Source organism: Streptomyces sp. Ag109_O5-10 (genome assembly GCF_900105755.1).
Lineage (GTDB): Bacteria > Actinomycetota > Actinomycetes > Streptomycetales > Streptomycetaceae > Streptomyces.
In genome coordinates this window covers 8,093,425-8,111,147 of the sequence record NZ_FNTQ01000001.1, presented here as the reverse complement: position 1 = coordinate 8,111,147, position 17,723 = coordinate 8,093,425, and the positions used below count along the sequence as shown (strand labels likewise).

Annotated in this window: 13 protein-coding genes and 1 tRNA gene; 9 read left to right on the top strand and 5 right to left on the bottom strand. The window is 73.9% G+C overall.

The window, feature by feature from the left end; genetic code table 11:
* Nucleotides 1-176: 176 nt before the first annotated feature.
* A complete protein-coding gene (locus BLW82_RS36995) occupies nucleotides 177-530 on the top strand; it encodes a hypothetical protein (RefSeq protein ID WP_256216069.1) in 354 nt (117 codons plus the stop codon).
* A 107-nt stretch (nucleotides 531-637) separates the two neighbouring features.
* Here the strand turns inward: BLW82_RS36995 and BLW82_RS36990 are convergent.
* Nucleotides 638-711 (bottom strand) — tRNA-Pro (locus tag BLW82_RS36990).
* A 45-nt stretch (nucleotides 712-756) separates the two neighbouring features.
* The gene (locus BLW82_RS36985; RefSeq protein WP_093508467.1) at nucleotides 757-2,184 is read right to left on the bottom strand and encodes an MFS transporter; all 1,428 of its coding nucleotides are present in this window, start codon (nucleotides 2,182-2,184) and stop codon (nucleotides 757-759) included.
* A gap of 231 nt (nucleotides 2,185-2,415) precedes the next feature.
* Here BLW82_RS36985 and BLW82_RS36980 point away from each other — a divergent pair, with 231 nt between their 5' ends.
* On the top strand, nucleotides 2,416-2,994 hold the full coding sequence (locus BLW82_RS36980) for a TetR/AcrR family transcriptional regulator (protein ID WP_093505971.1): 579 nt from the start codon (nucleotides 2,416-2,418) through the stop codon (nucleotides 2,992-2,994).
* 32 nt (nucleotides 2,995-3,026) lie between these two features.
* Here BLW82_RS36980 and BLW82_RS36975 read toward each other — a convergent pair whose 3' ends face one another.
* Nucleotides 3,027-4,277, bottom strand: coding sequence for a PP2C family protein-serine/threonine phosphatase (locus BLW82_RS36975; protein ID WP_093505969.1), 1,251 nt, complete (start codon nucleotides 4,275-4,277; stop codon nucleotides 3,027-3,029).
* A 181-nt stretch (nucleotides 4,278-4,458) separates the two neighbouring features.
* Here BLW82_RS36975 and BLW82_RS36970 point away from each other — a divergent pair, with 181 nt between their 5' ends.
* From BLW82_RS36970 to BLW82_RS36945, 6 genes are all read left to right on the top strand, one after another.
* Entirely contained in the window at nucleotides 4,459-5,427 is a 969-nt protein-coding gene (locus tag BLW82_RS36970) for a cyclase family protein (protein ID WP_093505967.1), read from the top strand.
* A 138-nt stretch (nucleotides 5,428-5,565) separates the two neighbouring features.
* Entirely contained in the window at nucleotides 5,566-8,442 is a 2,877-nt protein-coding gene (locus BLW82_RS36965; protein WP_093505965.1) for a SpoIIE family protein phosphatase, read from the top strand.
* 101 nt (nucleotides 8,443-8,543) lie between these two features.
* A complete protein-coding gene (locus tag BLW82_RS36960) occupies nucleotides 8,544-10,163 on the top strand; it encodes a sugar ABC transporter ATP-binding protein (protein WP_093505963.1) in 1,620 nt (539 codons plus the stop codon).
* Entirely contained in the window at nucleotides 10,160-11,257 is a 1,098-nt protein-coding gene (locus BLW82_RS36955) for an ABC transporter permease (protein ID WP_093505962.1), read from the top strand. The genes BLW82_RS36960 and BLW82_RS36955 overlap by 4 nt, the downstream gene beginning before the upstream one ends.
* On the top strand, nucleotides 11,254-12,432 hold the full coding sequence (locus BLW82_RS36950; protein ID WP_093505960.1) for a substrate-binding domain-containing protein: 1,179 nt from the start codon (nucleotides 11,254-11,256) through the stop codon (nucleotides 12,430-12,432). Before BLW82_RS36955 ends, BLW82_RS36950 begins: the two co-directional genes overlap by 4 nt.
* Before the next feature lie 104 nt (nucleotides 12,433-12,536).
* Nucleotides 12,537-13,160, top strand: coding sequence for a DedA family protein (locus BLW82_RS36945; RefSeq protein ID WP_093508466.1), 624 nt, complete (start codon nucleotides 12,537-12,539; stop codon nucleotides 13,158-13,160).
* Nucleotides 13,161-13,384: 224 nt separating this feature from the next.
* Here the strand turns inward: BLW82_RS36945 and BLW82_RS36935 are convergent, their stop codons facing one another.
* Nucleotides 13,385-14,404 carry an Lrp/AsnC family transcriptional regulator gene (locus BLW82_RS36935; RefSeq protein WP_093505956.1) on the bottom strand — a complete coding sequence of 340 codons (1,020 nt, stop codon included), beginning with the start codon at nucleotides 14,402-14,404 and terminating at the stop codon, nucleotides 13,385-13,387.
* A 193-nt stretch (nucleotides 14,405-14,597) separates the two neighbouring features.
* Between BLW82_RS36935 and BLW82_RS36930 the strand changes: the two genes are divergently transcribed.
* The gene (locus BLW82_RS36930; protein WP_177233185.1) at nucleotides 14,598-16,190 is read left to right on the top strand and encodes an MFS transporter; all 1,593 of its coding nucleotides are present in this window, start codon (nucleotides 14,598-14,600) and stop codon (nucleotides 16,188-16,190) included.
* Nucleotides 16,191-16,194: 4 nt separating this feature from the next.
* On the opposite strand, the gene BLW82_RS36925 is transcribed toward BLW82_RS36930, so the two are convergent.
* The gene (locus BLW82_RS36925) at nucleotides 16,195-17,526 is read right to left on the bottom strand and encodes an enolase C-terminal domain-like protein (RefSeq protein WP_093505954.1); all 1,332 of its coding nucleotides are present in this window, start codon (nucleotides 17,524-17,526) and stop codon (nucleotides 16,195-16,197) included.
* Between the last annotated feature and the right edge of the window lie 197 nt (nucleotides 17,527-17,723).

Below are 17,723 nucleotides of genomic sequence, written 5' to 3'. Positions count from 1 at the left end.
CGACGGCGCGGCGGACGGATCACGGACACCGGTTCAGCCGATCGGCGCAGTTCAGAAGAGTGCGGCAGGCGACACCGCGAACTGTGCCGTCCGTCTCCGGACTCTTCCGCGGATCCGTCTGGTGTTCCGTACTCCCCCGGAAATAGCCGCACTTGCCCGATGAACCAATGGCAACCATGGCCAACGCCGAACCGCATCGCGGGAAGGAGACCACAGCGAACCCTGCGCGGGCTGACCGACAAGGGCACCAAGGGCACGCCCGCAAGGTTCCCGTCGTCGAGGAGATCCGCCCCCTCGTCGCCCGGCGCGTCCTGCCCGCCGGCCTTGATCCCGATGCCCGCCTGTTCACCGGCCCGCGCGGCGGACGTGTCTCCACCGCCGTCCTGCGCGACGCCGGCCACGGCTCCCTGACCACCACTCAGCGATACCTGCACCCCGGCGTACACAAGATCACGGCCGCCGGGGCGGCGCTCCCGTACACCTCGGCGTGCTGCGCGCACCACGCTCACCGCCGGGCCCGATCGTCGTGACCCGCCGACCCCGGTCAAGGGCGCCGGTCCCCCACTGGTCCCCAAGAATGATCAAGGGCCGGTTTCGGATACCTCCGAAACCGGCCCTGACCTGCGACTGTCTCCAGTCGGGACGACAGGATTTGAACCTGCGACCCCTTGACCCCCAGTCAAGTGCGCTACCAAGCTGCGCCACGTCCCGCTGCGGAGTCACGCGGCCGCTGCCGCGTGATCACGCAGGTCAACATTACCGTACGCGTACGGGTGCTGCCGCCGGCTGCTCCACCACCGGACCGGTGACGCGGCTCGCGCGGCGGACCGGGACGAGGAGGGCGGCCCCGGCCGCGGTCAGGCAGAACAGGGCGAGCAGGGTCCAGGCGTGGGTGTAGCCGGAGGCGTACGGCAGCCCGGAGGGCTGGAGCCGCCCGGTGACCAGGACGCTGGTGAGCGCGGCGCCGACGGAGCCGCCGATGGTGCGGATGTTGGCGTTCATGCCGGTCGCGGCACCGGTCTGCTCGGGCGGCACGCTGCCGACGATGAGGTTGGCCATCGAGGCGAAGGCCAGCCCGATGCCGAGGCCGAACAGTCCCGCGACGACGCCGATCTGCCACTCCTTGTCGTGCCAGAGGGCGAGGAAGGCGCAGGCCAGGGCCCCGAGCGCGGCCCCCGCGGTGAGCTGCGCCTTGGCGCCGACACGGTGTTCGAGGCGGCCGCCGAGGACACCCGAGAGGAACATGGCGATGAGCATCGGCAGCATGAGCAGGCCGGACTCGGTGACGGTGGCGCCGAAGCCGTAGCCGGCCGAGGCGGGGGTCTGGACGAAGCCGGGCAGGAAGGACCAGATCGCGTACATGCCGGCACCGAAGAGGAGGGCGGCCGTATTGGTGGTCCAGACGGCGGGCAGCCGCATCACGCGCAGGTCGATGAGCGGGTTGGCGGAGCGGGACTCGGTGAGCAGCCAGACGGCGCACAGGACGACGGCCGTACCGAAGAGGCCGAGGACCTTGGCCGAGCCCCAGCCCCACTGCCCGGCCTGGCTCAGCGGCAGCAGCAGTGCCACCAGCCAGGCGGAGAGCAGCCCGGCGCCGAGCCAGCTGACGCTGCCCTCGGCCCGCTTGGGCGACTCGGGAACGTAGCGGGCGGCGATCAGGACGGTGGCCGCGACCACGCCGACCGGGATCCAGAACAGCCAGCGGTAGTCGAGCGCCGAGACGATCGGTCCGGCGGCCACGATGCCGACGCCGCCACCGGCCGCGATCACCGCGGACAGGTTGCTGATGCTGCCGCTGACCTCGGCCGGGGTGAACTCGTCGCGGATGATGCCGAAGGAGAGCGGGAACAGGGCACCGCCGACGCCCTGGACGACCCGGGCGATGATCAGGACGCCGATGTTCGGCGCGAGGGCGGCGACCAGACAGCCGGCCAGGACGGCCAGCAGGACGGCGACCAGGGTGCGCTTCTTGCCGATCAGGTCGCCGACCCGGCCGAGTATCGGGGTGAAGACCGAGGCGGACAGCAGATAGGCCGTCATCACCCAGGTCGCGGTGGACTGGGAGGTGTGCAGGGCGTGCTGGACGGTCGGCAGGGCCGGGGCGACCAGCGACTGGAGCATGGAGAACACGCCGGCACCGGTCGCGAGGACCGCGAAGGTGAGGCGGGTGGACTTCCGGGGCATGAAGAGCCTCTCCGACATCGGAACGGAGGGAATGACGAGGAAAGAGAAGGGAACTGCGAGCGGGACTTCCGTGAGCGTGCGGGAAGGGAACACCGGGCCGCGTCCGGCCATGGCGGTACCGCTCCGCACTGCTAAAGTGGAGGTACCCCTCCACTCTACTGGAGGCAACCCTCCGCTTCAACCGAAGTCGAGGAAACCCTCCGGTTTACCCCTGTCGCGCGGGAGGCAGCAGTGACGGACAGCCCGTTCCCCGTAAGCGAGATCGTCGCGTCCCGCAGACCGCACCGTAAGGACGCGGCCCGCAACTACGACGCACTGGTCACGGCAGCCCGCCAGGCGTTCGCGGAGCGGGGCGCCGATGTCTCCCTGGAGGACGTCGCCCGCCGCGCGGGGGTCGGGATCGGCACCCTGTACCGGAACTTCCCCACCCGTCGCGACCTCTTCGAGAGCGTCTACGCGGACGAGGTCAACGCGCTGTGCCGGGCCGCCGTGGAGCTGGCCGACCTGGAGCCGTGGGAGGCCCTGACGGCCTGGCTGGAGCGCTTCACCGGCTACATGGTCACCAAGCGGGCGGTGCGCGAGGCCCTGAACGACGAGTCGGAGATCTTCCAGGCCTGCCGCGACTCGATGTACGCGGCCGGCGGCCCGCTCCTCGAACGGGCCCAGAAGGCGGGTGTGGCCCGGACCGACATGGAGATCGGCGACCTGCTCCGCATGGTCTCCGGCATCACGGCGACGGCCTTCGACGACGACGTCCAGCGCGACCGCGTCCTCGGCATCGCCCTGGACGGGGTACGCGCCGGCCGTTAGCGGGCACCGCTCCCCCGCCGGGCCGCCCCGGCTCAGAGCCGTACGACGACGAGCGCGATGTCGTCCCGGCCGCCACTGGCGACGCCCAGGCGGGCCAGTACGGTGTCGGCGAGCTGTTCGGTGCCCAGATCGGCGAACTCGCCCAGGACGTCGGCCAGTTGCCCGAGACCGACGTCGATGTCCTGGTTCCGCCGCTCGATGAGGCCGTCGGTGTACAGGACGAGGGTGTCGCCCGGCCGGTACGGCAGGCTCGCCTGCGGGCGGGGCACGTGCTGGGGGCGGGCGCCGAGCGGCGGGTCGGTGGCCTGGTCCAGCAGATCGCAGCTGCCGTCGGGGTGGATGAGCATCGGCGGCGGATGGCCCGCGCTGCTGTAGGTGATCAGGCGGCTGGCCGCGTCCACGACAGCCTTGACGGCGGTGGTGCCCAGCGCCCCCTCCACGGACCTGGCGTACAGGCCGAGCACCTCCAGGGCCTGGGCGGGGCGCTCCAGGGCCCGGATGGCGGCGGACAGGGCGCTGCGCAGCATGCCCATGACGGCAGCCGCCTCCAGGCCGTGCCCGATGACGTCGCCCACCGCGACGGCGAGCCGGTCCGGCGGGATGTCGACGACGTCGTACCAGTCGCCGCAGACGTTGAGGGAGCCGGTGGCGGGAAGGTAGCGCACCGCGATGTCGCGGTGGTGGGCCAGGTCGGGGACGTGCAGCATGGCTTCCTGGAGGATGACGGCGACCTCGCGTTCGCGGGTGTGGGCCTGCCGAAGTTCCTCGTTCAGCCGCTGCAACTCCCGCGCCCTGGCGTACAGTTCCGCCTCCAGAGCCTGCGTCTCCTTCAGCCGTTGCCCCTCCAGGACGCAGTCGGGGTGGGTGGCCCGGTATTCCGTGACGAACGCGGTGACGTCCTCCACCCGGTGGATGATGTACGCCACCTCCCCTTCCGGGCCGAGCACGGGGGTGTTCACCGGGGACCACCAGCGTTCCTCGAAGACCCCGGGACGGCTGACGACGGGGATGTCGTACTTCTGCAGCGCCATCGTGTCGGGCCGGCCGGTGGCGAGGACCCGGCGCAGGGATGCGCCGAGATTGCGGACCCCGTCGGCGTCCGGGTCGGCCGGGTTGTCCGGGAACGCGCTGAAGATGTGCCGCCCGAGCAGGTCCTCCCGGGTGCGTCCGGTGGCCGCCAGATAGGCCCGGTTCACATCGACGATGACCAGGTCGGGACCGAGCACCAGATACGGGCTCGGTGTCGCGGCGAACAGCGCCGTGTGATCAACCCGCGATGCCACCGCTGACGCTCCTTCCCGCCTCAACGGCTTCCTCCTCAATCTACGGTCCGAACAGCGCCTCTGCCCGCCGTGCGGACCCGCGGACCGGCTCGGCCCCCGCCCCGGACGCGTGCACCCGGCGCGCCGGTCCGGGCCGTGCCAGGCTGGACATCCGGGCCGACAGGGACGGCGGTGAGTACCGATGAGCGCGAGCCCTGTGGAGGGGCCGGACCCCGGTCCTCGCGGCGCCCGGAACGGGCCCGCCGTCTCCCGCCGCGATTTCGACGCGCTCTTCGCGGCGGTCCGCACCTGGGGCCGCTGGACCCCGGCCGACCGCGGCGCCTGGAACCAGGTGACCGCGGAGCGGGTACGACGGGCCACGGCCGCCGTGCGGTCCGGCAGCGTGGTACCGCTGGCGCTGCCCTGGAACACCGTGCCCGGCCCCGACAACCCCAGGCCCGCCCTGCACCACATGACCGATCTCGGCGACGTGGAGAGCCCGGAGCCGGCCACCCACAAGGACTTCATCGCCGCCGACTACCACGGCAAGTCCGTCACCCATCTCGACGCCCTGTGCCACGTCTCCTACCGGGGGCAGGTGTACGACGGCCGGGCGGCGAGGGACGTCGTCGGCGCGGCGGGCGCCCGGTTCGGCGCGGTGTCGGCGCTCGGCCCGCTCGTGACCCGGGGCGTCCTGCTCGATCTCCCCGCCGTGCTCGGGGTGCGCTGGCTGGAGCCGGGGCTGGCGGTGCACGCGGAGGACGTCCTCGCCGCGGAGCGGGCGCACGGCGTGCGGATCGGTGCGGGCGACGCGGTGCTCGTGCGCTCCGGGCGGACCCGCCGTCGCGCGGAACTCGGCGCCTGGGATCCGGGCACGGCCTGCGCGGGCCTGCACGTGGACGCCGTACCGCTGCTGGCCGAGCGCGGCATCGCACTGCTCGGCGGCGACGGCGACAACGACGTCCGGCCCTCGCCGGTGGCCGGTGTGCACTCGCCCGTCCACACCCTCGCCGTGGCGGCGATGGGCGTGCCACTGCTGGACAACCTCGACCTGGAGGCCCTGTCGGCCGCGACCACCGAGGCCGGGCGGTACGAGTTCCTGCTCGTGGTGGCGCCGCTGGACATCCCGGGCGGTACGGGTTCGCCGGTCAACCCGGTCGCCGTCCTGTGAGGCCGGGTACGCAATGTCCGCAATCTCACATATACCCTATTGTTGTAATAAAACTTGGCAGCACAGGGTGCTGGTGAGGTGTCGGCGAGACGGACTCTGCGAACGCGAGTGAGGCGAAGCGTGGTTCGGGGCAGCGGGATGGCGGCAGCGACGGACGGCAAGGGTCCCGCCCGCTCGCGTGAGCGCTTCCTCCAGGGCGAGGCGGTCGAGGCCGGCGTACGCACCCCCATCTCGCACTCGTGGCAGCGCTGCCGGGCCCTGGGGCTCTCCCCCGACCAGCCGGGTCTGCCCTTCCGGGACGACTTCGACCGTGATGCCCGGATCATCCGGGCGGCCGCGCCAGTGCTCGACCGGCTGGAGGCCTGGTTCGCCGGCACCAGGATGAACATCTCCGTCGCGGACCCGAACGGAACCGTCCTGCTGCGCCGCTTCGGGGAGGCGTCGCTGGCCAGAAGCCTCCCGGCGTTCCAGCGCGTCCCCGGGTTCGTGTTCGCCGAGCGGTACGCCGGCACCAACGGGATCGGGCTCGCACTCGCGGAGCGGCAGCTCGTCCAGGTCTACGGCGCCGAGCACTTCGCCGAGCGCGCACAGGGCAACGCCTGCCGGGCGCTGCCCGTCCGCGACCCGATCAGCGGCCGTATCGAGGGCGTCCTGTGCCTCGGCTACCCGCGCGGCGCCGAGGACCCGGCGCTGGCCACCGTGATACGCCGGGCGGCCCACGCCATCGAGAGGCGGCTGCTCGGGCAGAGTTCCGAACGCGAGCGGGCCCTGCTGCGGGCGTACCTGGACACCGGAGCCGAGACCGCCGCCGGACCCCACCAGCGCCTGGGGCTCGGCGAGCCGGCCCTCGGGGTGCGCCCCTGCGACCGGGCGCTCCTCATGGAGAAGGCCGCCGAGCTGATCTCGTGGGCGCAGCGGGCCGCCGTCCACGTGGCCCTGGCCGGCGGTCGCCGGGTCACGCTGGTCAGCCGTCCGACCACGACCGCCACCGGCGTGCAGGGCTTCGTCGTCGAGGCGGTCCTGCCCGGCCCCGCACCGAACGGGCCGCTCCTCGTCCCGCGGCCGGCCGCGCAATCCCCGCGCCTCATCCTCGTCCCCACCGACTTCGCCCGCGCCGGCACCGTGCCCGCCGCCGGGGTGCGGGCGACGCCGGCCGTCCCGCCGGCCGCGGCCGTCCCCACGGCCGCGCCACCCGGCTCCCCAGGAACCGTGCCCGGCATCGCCGCGTCCGGCCTCGCACCTCTCCGGGCCGTGACGCCCGGCACCGCCCCGCCGCCCCCCTCACCGCAGTCCCCGGCCGAGTCCCCGGCCAGAGGACTCGTGCTGGTGGGAGAGCCGCACGTGGGGCGGTACGCGCTCGCCGCCCGCCGCCGCCTGGAGCTGCTGACCGACGCCAGCACGCGCATCGGGACCACCCTGGACGTGCGGCGCACCGCGGAGGAACTCGCCGAGACGGCCGTGCCACGGCTGGCCGACTACGTCACGATCGACCTCCCGGAGGCCGTGCTGCGCGGCGAGGAGGCCGCCGACCCCTCCTCCGACCTGTACCGCACGGTGGTCCACGGCATCGCCGACGACTGTCCGTTCCACCCCGTCGGCAAGCGCGTCGACTACGGCCCGGCCACTCCGCACCTGCGCTGCCTCAGCGGCGGGCAGGCCGTGCTGGAACCGGACCTGAGGACCGCCATGGGCTGGCTCTCCCACGACCCGCCGCGCACCGAGGTGATGCTGGCCCACGTCCACTCGCTCATCACCGTGCCCCTGGTCGCTCGCGGCGTCGTGCTCGGCGTGGCCGCGTTCTACCGTGGGCGGCAGCCCGCGCCCTTCGACGACGACGACCGCTCGCTCGTCCAGGAACTCGCCGGCCGTGCCGCCCTGTCGATCGACAACGCCCGCCGCTACACGCGGGAGCGCACCATGGTCCTGACCCTGCAGCGCAGCCTGCTGCCGCAGGGGCTGCCCGACCAGGACGCCGTCGAGGTGGCGCACCGCTACCTGCCCGCGGAGTCGGACGTGGGCGGGGACTGGTACGACGTCATCCCCCTCTCCGGCACCCGGGTCGGCCTCCTGGTCGGTGACGTCGTGGGCCACGGCATGCTCTCGGCCGCCACCATGGGACGGCTGCGCACCGCCGCCCGCAGCTTCGCCGAACTCGACTTCTCCCCGGACGAGGTCCTCACCCACCTCGACAACCTGGTGGGGCGCCTGGACCGGGAGGCCCCCGCCGCGGGCGAGACGGGCATCTTCGGCGCGACCTGCCTGTACGCCGTCTACGACCCGACCACGCAGCAGTGCACCATGGCCCGCGCCGGGCACCCGCCGCCCGCGCTCGTCCGCCCCGACGGCACGGTCTCCTTCCCGGACCTGCCCGCCGGGCCCCCGCTCGGTCTGGGCGGCCTGCCCTTCGAGGCCGTCGACATCGACCTCCCCGAGGACAGCCGGCTGGTCCTCTACACCGACGGGCTCATCGAGGGCCGCGACCGCGACGTGGACCTGGTCCTGGACCGGCTGCGCGGCGCCCTCGCCACCCCGGACCGCACCCCCGAGGAGATCTGCGAGACGCTGCTGGACACGGTGGCCCCGGTCCACCCCCAAGACGACATCGCCCTGCTCGTCGCCCGAACCCGGGCGCTGGCCCCGCACCGGATCGCCACCTGGGACCTGCCGGCCGACCCCTCCTTCGTCCGCGAGGTCCGCTCCTCGGCGCTGTCCCGGCTGGCCGACTGGGGACTCGAGGAGCTGGGGTTCGCCGCGGAGCTGGTGCTGAGCGAGCTGGTCACCAACGCCATCCGGCACGGCCGCGGCCCCGTCCGGGTACGTCTGCTGCACGGCCGGACCCTGATCTGCGAGGTCTCCGACGGCAGCAACACCGCCCCGCACCTGCGCCGGGCGGCCACCACCGACGAGGGCGGCCGCGGCCTGTTCCTGGTGGCCCAGCTGGCGCGCAGCTGGGGCACCCGCTACATCCGGCAGGGCAAGGTCATCTGGGCCGAGTGCGGGACCGAAGCCGCCTGAGGCCGCGGAGACCCGGACCGCTGAGGCGAACGGCCCCTCGGTGACGCGGCGGGCGGCGTCCGATCCGGCACCGAAGACGGCACGAGGGCATCAAATCCGGAATGCCACGACTCGGCCCACTAGGATCACCGGCGAGAGTCGGGAAGAAGAGAACGTCAGGCCGACCCCCGGAGCTGTCCGTGCACGAGCCTCCCGACCCCCTGGTCCGGATCCGCGGGCTGGCCAAGCGGTTCGGCGGGACCCGCGCACTGGACGGGGTCGACCTCGATGTCCGGGCCGGCAGCGTCCTCGCCCTCCTCGGCCCCAACGGCGCCGGAAAGTCGACCCTCATCAAGGTGCTCGCCGGGGTCCATCACGCCGACGCGGGATCGGTCACGGTGGCCGGGCATCCGCTCGGCAGTCAGGCCGCGGCCCGCAGCATGTCGTTCATCCACCAGGACCTCGGGCTCGTGGAGTGGATGACCGTCGCCGAGAACATCGCCCTGACCACCGGATACCCGCGCCGCGCCGGACTGATCTCCTGGCGGCGGACCCGGGAGCGCTGCGCCGGAGCCCTGGAAGCGGTCGCCGGACACCTCGATCCGGACACTCCGGTCGCACGGCTCGGGCCCGCCGAGCGTTCCCTGGTCGCCGTCGGCCGGGCACTGGCGGCCGGTGCCCGGCTCGTCGTGCTCGACGAACCGACCGCCCGCCTGCCCGCGGCGGACTGCGCCCGGCTCTTCCGCGTCCTGCACGACCTGCGGGACCGGGGACACGGCATCCTCTACGTCACCCACCGCATGGACGAGGTGTACCAGGTGGCCGACGCCTTCGCCGTCCTGCGCGACGGCCGGCTGGTCAGCCACGGACCGCTGGCCGGCCACGCCCCCGCCCTGCTGGTCCACGACATCGTCGGCACGGCAGCGGCCCGCGACCTCGTCGGCACGGAACCGGACCACCCGCCTGCCCCCACCGCTCCCACCGCCCCCGCGCCCGCCCTCCTGGTCCTCGACGGCACGCGGACCGCGGGCACCGCGCCGGTCACCGCGGAGCTGCGGGCCGGGGAGGCGCTGGGCCTGGTCGGGCTCTCGGGCGCCGGACACCAGGAGCTGGGCCGCGCACTCGCCGGTGCCCGGCCCTTCCTCGGCGGCCGGGTCCTGCTGGGCGGGCGGCCCTACCGGCCCCGTACGGTCGCGGACGCCGTCGCGGCCGGGGTCGGCCTGGTGCCCGGCGACCGGCAGCGCGAGGGCTGCGCGATGCAGCTGACCGTGCGCGAGAACCTGCTCGCCAACCCCCGGGCGGCCGGGCGGCACGCGCTGCGCTGGACCGGTCCGCGCCGCGAACGTGCCCGGGCCGCGGAACTGATCGAGCGGTTCGCCGTGCGGCCCCGCGACGGCGAGGCTCCCCTCGCCACCCTGTCCGGCGGCAACCAGCAGAAGGTCCTGATCGGCCGCTGGCTCGGTGTGCACCCGCGGCTGCTGGTCCTGGAGGAGCCGACCGCGAGCGTGGACGTCGGCGCCAGGGCCGCGGTCCACCGCCTGCTCGACGACGCGCTGGCCGGCGGTCTCGCGGTCCTGCTCGTCTCGACCGACTTCGAGGAGGTGGCGGGCGTGTGCCGGCGCGCCCTGGTGTTCGTCCGCGGCCGCGTGACCACCGAGCTGAGCGGTGCGGACCTCACGGTCACCGGACTCACCCGGGCGGCCTCGGCCCTGCCGGCCCCCGGAACCGGCGCGGGCTCATGACCGCCGCCGCGCTCCCGCCGTCCGCGCCGCGTTCCCGGCCGCCGCGGCGGGACACGGTCCGGCGCCTGGCGGCCTCCTACGGCCTGCTGGTCCTCACCGCGCTGCTCGTCGTGGTCTTCTCCCTCGCGCTGCCGCACACGTTCCCCACCCGGGACACCCTCGACTCGGTCCTGTCCAACCAGTCGATCCCGGCCGTCCTCGCGCTCGCCGCGATGGTCCCCATCGTGACCGGCTCCTTCGATCTCTCCCTCGGCTACGGTCTCGGCCTGGCCCACGTCATGGTGCTGTGGCTCGTCGTCGACGGCGGGTGGCCCTGGCCCTGGGCCTGCCTCGCGGTGATCGCCGGGGGCGGGGTGGTGGGGGTGCTCAACGGCGTGGCCGTCGAGTTCGGCCGGATCGACTCGTTCATCGCCACCCTCGGGACCGGCAGCATGCTGTACGCCGTGACCGGCTGGGTCACCGGCGGCGGCAGGATCGTCCCCGGGCCTGCCGGTCTGCCGGCCGCCTTCACCGGCCTCTACGACTCCACCCTCCTCGGCCTGCCGCTGCCCGCGTTCTACGTCCTCGCCCTCGCCGCCGTCCTCTGGGTGGTGCTGGAGCGGCTGCCACTGGGCCGGTTCCTGTACGTCATCGGTGCCAATCCGCGCGCCGCCGAACTGGTCGGCATCCCGACCCGCAGGTACACCGTCCACGCGTTCGCCGCCTCGGGGCTGATCGTCGGCTTCGCCGGGGTGCTGCTGGCGGCCCAGCAGCAGATCGGCAATCCCAGCGTCGGCCTCGACTACCTGCTGCCCGCGTTCGTCGGCGCGCTCCTCGGCTCCACCGCGATCAGACCCGGCCGTCCCAACGCCCTCGGCACACTCGTCGCCGTGGCCGTGCTCGCCGTCGGCCTCACCGGCATCGGACAGCTCGGCGCCGACTTCTGGACGGTCCCGCTGTTCTACGGCGGCACGCTGCTGCTCGCCGTCGGCCTGGCCGGCTACTCCGCCCGCCGGCTGCGCACCGGGGCCGACGCGGCCCGCGACGCACCGGCCGCCGCGCCGCGCCCGCCGACGGCGGCGTCCGGAGGCGGCACCGCGGGCACCGCGCCATGACCCCCGTCACGTCCCCCGCCAGGGCCGCCCGCCCGCGCAGGGCCGGCGCTCCCCGGACCGTCGCCCTCGCCCTGCTGGCCGGGGCAGCCGCCCTGGCCGGCTGCCGGCACGGCTCGTCGGACGGCCCCGGGACCGCCACCACCGGCCCCGGCGGCTGTCCCGCCGTCCAGGCCTCGGCGGGGGCCGCCGTCGCGCGGGCGGAGCGGACCGGGACCACCTGGGACGGACCGGCCACCGGCCCCCGGGCGGTGTCCGGCCGGACGGTCGTCTTCGTGGCGGAGACCATGACCAATCCCGGCGTCGCGGGCGTCGCGAACGGCCTGCGGGAGGCCGCGCGCGTCATCGGCTGGGACGTCAGGGTGATCGACGGGGCCGGCAGCCCCGCCGGCATCCAGGCGGCCATGAGCGAGGCCGTGGCCCTGCGGCCCTCGGGCATCGTCGTCGGCGGCTTCGATCCGGGCTCGACCGCGCGGCAGGTCGCCGAGGCCGGCGCGGACGGCATCCCGCTCGTCGGCTGGCACGCGGTCGTCGCCCCGGGCCCCAGCAGACGGCCCCCGCTCTTCACCAACGTCACCACCCGGGTCGAGGACGTGGCCGGCATCAGCGCGCAGTGGATCATCGCGCACTCCGGCGGCCGGGCCGGGGTCGTCCTGTTCACCGACGCCTCGGTCCCGTTCGCGCGGACGAAGTCCGACCTGATCAGGGCGGAGCTCGCCACCTGCGCGGGGGTGCGGCTGCTGGCGTACGAGAACATCCCGATCCCGGACGCGAGCAGCCGCACCCCGCGTGAGATCGCCTCGCTGCTCGCCCGCTTCCCGGACACCTGGACGCACTCCGTCGCCATCAACGACCTGTACTTCGCCGACGCCGCCCCCGCCTTCCGCGCGGCGGGCCGCAAGGGCACCGGGCCGCCGTTCAACATCGGGGCCGGGGACGGCGACCCGTCCGCCTTCCAGCGCATCGACAGCGGGCAGTACCAGGCCGCCACCGTTCCCGAGCCGCTGTCGCAGCAGGGCTGGCAGATCGTGGACGAGTTCAACCGCGCCTTCGCCGGCCGCCCGGCCAGCGGCTACGTCGCTCCCACCCACGTCTCGACGGCCGCCAACAGCGCGGGAGCCACCACCTGGGACCCACCGGGCTACCGGGAGGCCTACCGGAGGATCTGGGGCAGATGAGGCCCGGGAGGCGTCCGGCGCGCGGTGTCGTGGAAGGTGTGGCGGCGTTCCTCACGGGACACTTGGGGGAGACGGCCGGCGAGCGGGGCGGGGAGGCTAGCGTGGTGATCGCCGTCAATCCGACGGACAGCGGCTCGCTGCTCGCTGCCTTCGGTGCGCTGGGCGTCCTGGCGGTGATCTTCGCCGAGTCGGGGCTGCTGGTCGTCGGTTTCTTCCTGCCGGGGGACACGCTGCTGTTCCCGGCCGGTGTGCTGTGCGCGGCGACCGCGGACCGGGCGCCCCGGCTGGAGCTGTGGCAGGTGCTGGTGTGCGCGGCGGTCGGCGCGGTGGCGGGCGGGCAGGTCGGCTATCTGATCGGCCGGCACGGCGGACGGCCGCTGCTGGCCCGTACCTCCCGGCGGCGGGTGCGGGAGGGCGCCGCCCGCGCGGAGCGGCTGCTCGCCCGCTACGGGTACGGCAAGGCGCTGGTGATCGGCCGATTCGTGCCGATGCTCCGGTCGGTGCTGCACCCGGCGGCCGGGGCGCTGGGGGTGCCGGTACGGCCGTTCACCCTGTGGCAGGCCGTCGGCGGGGTCCTCTGGTCCCAGAGCTTCGTCCTCGCCGGGTACGCGCTGGGTTCCTCGGTCTCCCACATCGACCGCTATCTGCTGCCGCTGGTCGGCGCGATCGTCGTAGTGTCCCTGCTGCCGCTGCTGCTGGAGGCCCGCCGGGCCCGCCGCCACCGCTGACCGGACGGCCGCGGAGGGCGGCGGCCGGGTCGGTCCGCCGCCGGCAGGACCGGCCGGAAGGGGCAGCCGCGGCCGGGCGCCGTGTCGAGTTCGAGGCGGCCGCGACGGCCCTCGGCGATGGTCGCCGCGACGGCCGGGCGCCAGGCCCTCCGGAGGGTCGCCGGGGCCGTCGGCCAGGTCACGGGCGTCATGGTGACGGTGGGCGGCGGAACGCGGGCCGGCTTCTAGCCGGACGCCGAAGGCCCGGTCTGGACGGACACCGGCGGCACCAGTCGGCCCCGGGAGATGAGCGATGCCGCCTTCTTGAGGGGGCGGGCCCGCATGCTGACGCTGTAGCCGTCGATCCCCGAGGTCGCGGCCACGCGCGTGGTCAGATAGCGGTAGAAGTCGTCGGGGTCCCGGGCGACGACACTGACCAGCAGGTTGTACTCGCCGGTGACGGCCCCCGCGAACGGGACCTCGTCGTGGCGGGCGAACTCCTCACCGACCCGCTCCAGATGCGCGGGGGCCACGCGCAGCCAGACGGTGGCGTTGAGGGGGAAACCCAGGTGCTCCGGCAGCAGTTCGACCTCGTATTCAAGGGTGCCGGAGCCTTCCAGGGCCTCCAGCCGGCGGGCGACCCGGGCCGCCGACCAGCCGGTGCGCTCGGCGAGGCGGGTGTGGGTGGTACGGCCGTCCTCGGCGAGCGCGTCGAGCAACGGGGCGTCCTCCTCCGCGGGAAGCGGCGGGGGCGCGGCGGCGGGCGCCGGCCGTTCCGCGGTGAGCAGCCGGACCTGCTCGGCGTCCAGGCTGTCGCCGAAGCCTGTCCACTCGGCGGTGCCGGGAGCGCCGTACTCGTGCAGGAGCAGGTCGACACTGACGTCCAACACCGAGGCGGATCTCGGCAACTGCCGGAACAGGGTGTCGTCGCGCTCCGTGTCGAGCGGCGAGCGGATCACGCAGAAGATCTCCGAGCCGCCCGAGGCCAGGTGGGCGTAGGAGATGTCGGGGCGCCGGGCCAGCGCGTCGGCGAGCGGGCCGACCCGGTCGGGGCGGCAGCGGACCCGGGCCACCCATTGCGCGGAGCCGTACACCCGGGGGTTGACGAGTCCCAGCACGCGCAGCGTGCCACTGCGGCGCAGCGCCTGGTAGCGGCGGGCCGCGGTCTGCTCGGAGACGCCGGCCACCTCGCCGATCCGGCGGAAGGGCAGCCGGGGTGCGCACTGCAGGGCACGGAGGATCTTTCTGTCCACGATGTCGAGCATGGCGGAAGTCTGCCACGAGGATACGGGGATGATGGAGGTTTCTGTAGCCGGAGCACCCCTTGGTTGGTGGTTGCGGGTGCGCAGACCGGATGCTGTGGCGGCGGGTTTCCCCTCGGAAGCCCGTTCGACACAGGCCGCCGGACACGCCGGTGGCCTTCGACCGCGGTGCGGTGCGCCGCGAAGGAGTATCTCCGTGAACGTCACGACACCGGCGAGCGCGCCGGTCGAGCGGCGGGCGGCCACGATCGTCATGGCCTGCCTGGGCGTCTTCGTCGCCTATCTTCCGGTCACCACCGTCGCCGTGAGCCTGCCCGCCCTGCAGGCCGCGTTGAACGCCTCGACCGCGCAACTGTCCTGGGTGCAGGACGCGTTCGTGCTGCCGATGGCCGCGTTCATCCTGACCGCGGGCGTCGTCGGGGACGTCCACGGGCGCAAGAAGGTGTTCCAGGCGGGCCTGTTGTCCTCGACGGCGGGCGCGGTCACCGCCCTGTGCGCACACTCGGTCGAGGTCGTCTGGGCCGGACAGGCCCTGGCCGGCGTGGGCGCGGCCGCGCTGCTGCCGACCACGCTGGCGCTGATCAGCCATGCGGTGCCGGACCACCGGGAGCGCGGCAAGTTCATCGGCATCTGGGCCACCTGCCTGACAGCGGCCCTGGCCGTCGGTCCGCTGCTCGCCGGGGTGATCGTCCAGCACTTCTCGTGGCGCTGGATCTACCTGCCGACCGTGCCCGTCGCGCTCCTGGCCGTCGCCGTCGCCGCCCGGCAGCCGACCGACTCGCGGGCACCGCACGGGCGCCGCCTGGACTGGCCCGGCCAGCTCACCGCGACGCTCGCGGTCACCGCCCTGGTGTACGGCGCGATCGAGGGCGGGGCCAGTTCGTTCACCGACGTCAAGGTGATGGTGGCGCTGTTCACGGCCGTGGTCGCGGGTACCGGGTTCGTGCTGGCGGAGCGGCGCAGCGACAGCCCGATGCTGGACCTGAGCCTCTTCCGCAGCCCCGCCTTCACCGCCACCACGCTGGTCGCCACGACCAGTTTCCTTGCGCTGATCGGCTTCTTCTTCGTGCTCAGCCTCTACTTCGGCATGGTGCAGCGGCTCGACACCCTGCAGGCCGCGTGGCGGCTGCTGATGGTCAGCGGGGCGGCCCTGCTGGTCGGCGGACCGGCCGGGCGGCTGATGCACCGGATATCGGCCCGGGTGATGATCACCGGTGGCCTGCTGGCGGTCACCGCCGCCCTGTTCGCGCTGACCGGCCTGACCGCCGGCACCTCGTTCGGCTCGGCCGCCTGGCGGCTCGCCCTGCTGGGCCTCGGCATGGGCTTCGTCATGACGGCGATGACCGCGACCGCGGTGGCCTCCGTACCGCACCATCTGGCGGGTATGGCGGCCGCGGGCAACAACGCCTTCCGGCAGGTCGGCGGTGCCCTCGGCCCGGCCGTGATGGGCGCGCTGCTCACCACCCGGGCACTGGACGCGCTGCCCGGTCACCTCACCGACGCGGGTGTCACCGGAGCGGCGCAGGACCGGATCGTCACGACGGCGCAGACGGACGGCCTCGGCGCGGTCGCCGGGCTGGACCTGGGCGCCCGGACCGGGCGGACGATGGGCGCGCTCGGCGACTCCTTCCTGGACGGCATGCGCCTGTGCCTGGTCACGGCGGGGAGCCTGACCCTGCTGGCCGCCCTGGTCGCGGTGGTCCTGCTGCGCGCGCCCCGGCAGCAGCTCACGTTCCGGGCTGCCGGGCAGACCACGGCCGAGAAGTCCTCGGCCGCGCGGGGCGCCTGACGGCTCACCGCACCAGGCACGGCCGCTTGGCGTCGAAGCTCCAGTCCGCCACGAGGTACTGCATCCCGGCCGCGTCGTCCCGGCCCGCCCCGAGGTTCAGCTCCTCGTGGCGGGCATGGGCCGCGAGCAGCCGGTCCATGTCGAGCCGGACGCCGAGCCCGGGGGCGTCGGTGACGGCGACCTCGCCGCCGGTGATCCGCGGCGGTTCGACGGTGAGCCGCTCCTGGCCCTCCTGCCAGATCCAGTGCGTGTCCAGGGCGTTGTAGTCGCCGGGGGCCGCGGCACCGCAGTGCGCCATCATCGCGAGCGAGATGTCGAAGTGGTTGTTGGAGTGGCAACCCCAGGTCAGCCCCGCCTCGTGGCAGAGCTGGGCCACCCGTACCGACCCCTGCATGGTCCAGAAGTGCGGGTCCGCCAGCGGGATCGACACCGACTGCAGGGCGAGGGCGTGGGTGAGCTGCCGCCAGTCGGTGGCGATCATGTTGGTCGCGGTGGGCAGCCCGGTGGCCCGGCGGAACTCGGCGAGGATCTCCCGCCCGGAGTAGCCGCCCTCGGCCCCGCAGGGGTCCTCGGCGTAGGCGAGGGTGCCGAGCAGCGGGCGGCACAGTTCGACGGCCTCGCGCAGGGACCAGGCGCCGTTGGGGTCGAGGGTGATCCGGGCCTCGGGGAAGCGGTCCTTCAGCGCCCGGACGGCCTTGACCTCCTCGGCCCCCGCCAGCACGCCGCCCTTGAGCTTGAAGTCACGGAAGCCGTAGCGGTCGTAGGCCGCCTCCGCCTGGCGGACGACGGCCTCCGGGGTGAGGGCCTCCTCGCGGCGGATGCGGTACCAGGGCACGTCGGAGTCGGGTTCGCGGAGGTAGTCCAGGTCCGTGCGGTCCGGGTCGCCGACGTAGAAGAGATAGCCGAGGACGCGGACCGAGTCGCGCTGCTTGCCGTCGCCGAGCAGGGCGGCGACGGGGACCTCCAGGTGCTGGCCGAGCAGGTCGAGGAGCGCGGACTCGACGGCGGTGACGGCGTGCACGGTGGTGCGCAGGTCGAAGGTCTGCGCGCCGCGGCCCCCGGCGTCCCGCCCCGCGAACTCCTCTCCCACGGCCCGCAGCACCCGCTTGTAGTCCCCCAGCCTGGAGCCGACCACCAGGGACCCGGCGTCCCTCAGGGTCCTGGTGATCGCCTCCCCGCCGGGTACCTCACCGAGCCCGGTGCGGCCCTCGGAGTCCTCGACGACCACGACGTTGCGGGTGAAGTACGGGGCGTGCGCGCCGGAGAGGTTGAGCAGCATGGAGTCCCGGCCTGCCACCGGATACACGGAGAAGCGGGTGACGACGGGCTGGCTCATGGGCGAAACGTCCTTACTGCTGGAGAGGCTTCGCGCGAGCCTCTGTCTACGTATGAAGATGAAGGCTATGGATGCGGACGCATTCCAGTCAACGGGCGGGCTCGCGAAATCGGCAGCATCACTCCTAAATGCCAACACAATTCGCTAATCGGAAACTTCGCAGCTCGGGCCGACCGCTCGACGACGCGTGCTGGACG